Consider the following 3,396-nt stretch of genomic DNA (forward strand, 5'->3'; position numbering starts at 1 on the left):
ATCCGCAATCACCAGTTCACCTGGGTAATGTTTTTATTGCTGGTGCTGCTTGGCGTGGTGTCATTTTTTACCATGCCGCGCTCAGAAGACCCGCAATTCGATTTTTCTGCCGCCGTAATCAAAGTGGTGAATCCGGGAACAACGCCGCTGGATATGGAAAAGCTGGTGGTTGATCCGCTGGAAGCAGCACTGAATGAACTGGATGACCTGCGCGAAATTAAAACCAGCGTGGAAGATGGTCTGGTGGTGATCCGTGTGGAGTTTTTATACGGCACCGATCCTGATGATAAATACGATGACGTGGTTGGCGCGGTATCGCAGGTACGCGATCAGCTGCCGGCCAGTATTGTCGATCTGGATATCGACAAAATATCCCCGGCCGATGTCAGTATTCTGCAATTGGCACTGGTATCAGAGCAGGCGGATTATCCGGAATTAAAAAAGCACGCCGAAACCCTGGAACAAAAACTGGAGCGGGTCAGTGGTGTTAAGCGGGTGGATATTGCCGCACTGCCAACACTGGAAGTGCAGATTCAGGTCGATCAGCGCAAGGTAAATGGTCTGGGTATCAGCCTGAATGAAATTCAGGCGGCGGTAGCCAGTGCCGCGCAGAATTTACCCGGTGGTCACGCCAATGCCGGTGAGCGGCGCTTTACCGTACGCACCAGTGGCGACTATGAATCGCTGGATGCTATCGGCGATACCGCCGTGCGCGGTCAGGGCCAGCGCCTGATTTATCTGCGTGATATTGCGCAGATTTCGTTAACCGAAAGTCTGCCCAGTTACCGTGCGCGTTTAAATGGCGAAAAAGCGGTATTTATTTCTGTGGTGCAGCGTAAAGGCAGCCAGATTTTTCAGGTACGCGAGGGCATTCAGAAGGTGCTGGATACCTACACTGATAAGCGTCTGCCGCAGCATATTGCGTTAAAAACCGTCATGGATCAGTCGCTCAGTGTTGAGCGTCAGATTGACGGTTTTTTTGATAATTTAAATCAGGGCCTGATTCTGGTCGCTGTATTGTCACTGATCGTGCTGGGCCTGCGTCCGGCGCTGGTGGTGGTCGCGGCGATTCCATTATCGATTTTTATTGCCATCGGCTGGGTCGATTTGGCCGGCTTTGGTCTGCAGCAGATGTCCATTGTCGGGCTGGTGATTGCGCTGGGCTTACTGGTGGATAACGCCATCGTGGTGGTGGAAAACGTTGCCCGTCATTTACGTGACGGCGACAGTCCGACCGAAGCCGCGGTTAAAGGCAGTTCACAGGTAGCCTGGGCTGTGGCTTCAGGTACGCTGACCACCGTACTGTCTTTTTTACCCATGTTATTGATGCAGAATGGCTCCGGCACTTTTATGCGCGCTATGCCGGTTACCGTGGTATTAACCCTGTTTGCATCGTTATTAATTGCCCTGACTTTAACGCCGTTACTGGCGAGTAAATTAGGTAAAGCCGCAAAAACCACCACCCGCAGCCAGAAAAAACTGGAAGCAATCGCCGATGGTTTTTATCTGCGTTGGCTGAACCGCGCGCTGGCCAAACCTAAGCGGGTGCTGGGTATTTCTCTGGCGTTATTAATCGGTTCGTTGTCGCTGTTTCCGTTAATCGGTGTCAGCCTGTTTCCGAAAGCCGAAAAACCAATGATTCTGGTGAATATTGATATGCCGGAAGGCAGTGGCTTTGAACAGACCGAAGCCATGGCACAACGGGTTGAAGCGCTGGTGCGTAAACAGCCTTTAGTGGTGGATATTGCGCAGAACGTTGGCCGCGGTAATCCGCGGATTTATTACAACATTATGCCATCGCGGCAGACGGTGAATTTTGCGCAATTATTTGTCACCTTAAGTGCGCATGAGCTGGCACAGGTCGAACCTTTGGTTTCATCCCTGCGTGATGAGCTGGGGCGGATTGCCGGTGCACAGATTACGGTTAAGGAATTTATGCAGGGGCCTCCCGTCGAGGCGCCGGTTGAAATCCGCATTATGGGTGAAGAGCTGAAGCAGATTCAGCGTGTGTCGCTGGATGTCGCCAGTATTATGGAACAGACCCCGGGCGTCGTTGGTGTGGATAATCCGGTCGGCAAATATAAGGTGGATCTGCATGTGCAGATTAACCGTGATAAAGCCGCCATGCTGGGTATTCCGCTCAGCACCATTGACCGTACCATCCGTACCGCACTGGTGGGTTTACCTATGGGTGTTTACCGCGATGATGACGGTGAAGAATACAATTTAGTGCTGCGTTTATCGGAATATCCGCGTCCGGAGCTGGCGACCTTTGACGATATTCAGATCACCACTGCGCAGGGAAAACTAGTGCCGCTTTTGCAGGTTGCCAGTCTGGAACTGGAAACCAGCATTGCCCGCTTCCAGCATTTTGATACCGAGCGTATGGCACGGGTAACCTCGGATGTGTTACCGGGTTTTACCACCGAAGCCGTGACTAACGCCGTGGTTGAACAACTGCAGCAATATGCCTGGCCGGAAGGTGTGCACTTTACTATTGGCGGTGAGCAGGCCAACCGCAAAGAAGCTTTCGGCGGTATGGCCCAGGCTCTGATTCTGGCGGTATTCGGGATTTTTGCCGTGCTGGTGCTGCAGTTCCGTTCTTTTGTGCAGCCATTAATTGTTTTTGCCGCCATTCCTTTTGCCTTAATCGGCGCTTTGCTGGCGTTGTTTATTACCGGCTATACCTTCAGTTTTACCGCCTTTATCGGCCTGACCTCGCTGGTGGGTATCGTGGTGAATAACTCCATTATTCTGGTGGATTATGCCAACCAGATGCGGCGCGAAGGTATGGAACAACTGGCAGCCATTGCCGCTGCAGCGCAAACCCGTTTTGTACCTATTGTGTTAACCACGCTGACCACTATTGGTGGTTTATTGCCGCTGACCTTATCCGGCTCCAGCATGTGGTCGCCGATGGGCTGGGCCATTATCGGCGGCCTGCTGGTTTCGACCCTGCTGACCCTGATAGTGGTGCCGGTGCTGTATCGTTTTCTGGGTAAAATGCCGGAAGAGCCAGAGGCGTAGTCAGTAAGGAACCAGAGGTGTAAGCCGCCGCGCTGATGCGTGCGGCCAATAAGGCGGAAACCTTTTGTGGGTTTCCGCCTTTTTTATGTCGCTGTCTCACAACCGTCCCACCGTTTTTAATCAGCACCATAACTGATAAAAACAGCATTTTTTAACATCCAGGCCGATGCCTCCCAGGGGAACTTATCCCCTTGCCGGCGGGCCGATCCCAGCTTCGCGCTTTCTGGGCCGTCTTCCTTGAAACCTTGATATTTACTGGCCGCGCGCCTCATCGGCCATCCTTGGCCGGAGCCACTTGTCCGTATCACTGCGGTCAGACCAGACATATCATCGGTTTCTGCGGCGGCCCCAGAGGCGCAGCAAAACGTC

At 52.8% G+C, this 3,396-nt stretch carries 2 protein-coding genes; one reads left to right on the plus strand and one right to left on the minus strand.

The window, feature by feature from the left end; all coding sequences use genetic code 11:
* On the plus strand, positions 1–3,027 hold a 3,027-nt coding region (locus B3P58_RS12015; RefSeq protein WP_286717733.1), incomplete at its 5' end, for an efflux RND transporter permease subunit.
* A gap of 116 nt (positions 3,028–3,143) precedes the next feature.
* Here the strand turns inward: B3P58_RS12015 and B3P58_RS12020 are convergent.
* Positions 3,144–3,396: hypothetical protein (locus B3P58_RS12020; RefSeq protein WP_286717734.1), on the minus strand; the 253-nt coding region annotated here is incomplete at its 5' end.

This window comes from Thalassolituus sp. UBA2009 (genome assembly GCF_002335285.1).
Taxonomy (GTDB): domain Bacteria; phylum Pseudomonadota; class Gammaproteobacteria; order Pseudomonadales; family Oceanobacteraceae; genus Venatoribacter; species Venatoribacter alkanivorans.